We start from the raw sequence: 949 nt of genomic DNA on the forward strand, positions 1-949 counted from the left end.
GATTTTTTCTGTCCAAGGAGTAGCTGTTGCTTCCAACACCTTGTTCAACTCGTCAATATTTTGGAAACCTTCAGTACGGAGCCAGTTCCTAGCTGCCTCCTCGCTCTCTCTAATATAAACCGGAACAGCTCCTGCCCAAGTAGCACGTCCACAAAGCACCCCACTAAATTTAGCACCTGCTGCTGCCGCAAAACGCAAAGTTTCTTGGAAGAGTTGGGCAGATACACCGGCACTCAAATAAATATAAGGCAAATGGCTAGCGGCTTCTTGATCTCGAAAGGCCTGAGCAGCCTCTTCTTGACTGTAAAGCACTTCACCTTTAGCAAAACCGTCCACATAGGCCATGTTAACCGGCACTTCAACTTTAAGAACGTCAATGCCAAACCGGTCATCAGAGAAAACGGTCATTGCTCCGTTGACCTTATGAGGCTTCACCTTTGCAAAAGCTGTGCTGCTATTGTCTGCAATGGTTTCGTCATAGCTCAGTATTTCAAGGAAGAAAGGAATATCTTCAGCAGTGCACTCAGAACCGATACGTTCAATGTAGGCCTGTTTTTGCAAGTTGATTTGCTCATCGCCGTCCACATCATAGTAGAGTAGAAATTTGATGGCATCAGCCCCAGCTTCTTTCAGTCGCTTAACAGACCATTCTACCAGACAATCAGGTAGACGACTAGTTGTAGTCGCATCGTAGCCTGTTTTTTCATAGGCTAGGAGCAGGCCAGCATTGTCATCACGAACCTTGATTGCTGGCAAGCCATATTCAGGGTCTAACAAAATGGATGAAGCATAAGGGGTCAACTCCTCTGATACCAAAACTTTCAGGGTTTCCATTTGCTCAACCCTTGGCTCTGCTTCCTGATGAGCTGCCATCATGCGTTTTAAGGCGCCACGTTGGTCAAAAGCCAGAGCTGAAATGATTCCTCGGTGGCTCACTTTTTCTAAATAA

The 949-nt window shown here is 46.2% G+C and carries 1 protein-coding gene; it reads right to left on the reverse strand.

The genetic code is table 11. The annotated features are described in order from the left end of the window. Nucleotides 1–949 (reverse strand): tagatose-bisphosphate aldolase (lacD, locus tag ACYTR8_RS10280; protein ID WP_479642119.1); only part of this gene is annotated, 949 nt, incomplete at both ends.

This window comes from Streptococcus sp. F2 (genome assembly GCF_056500955.1).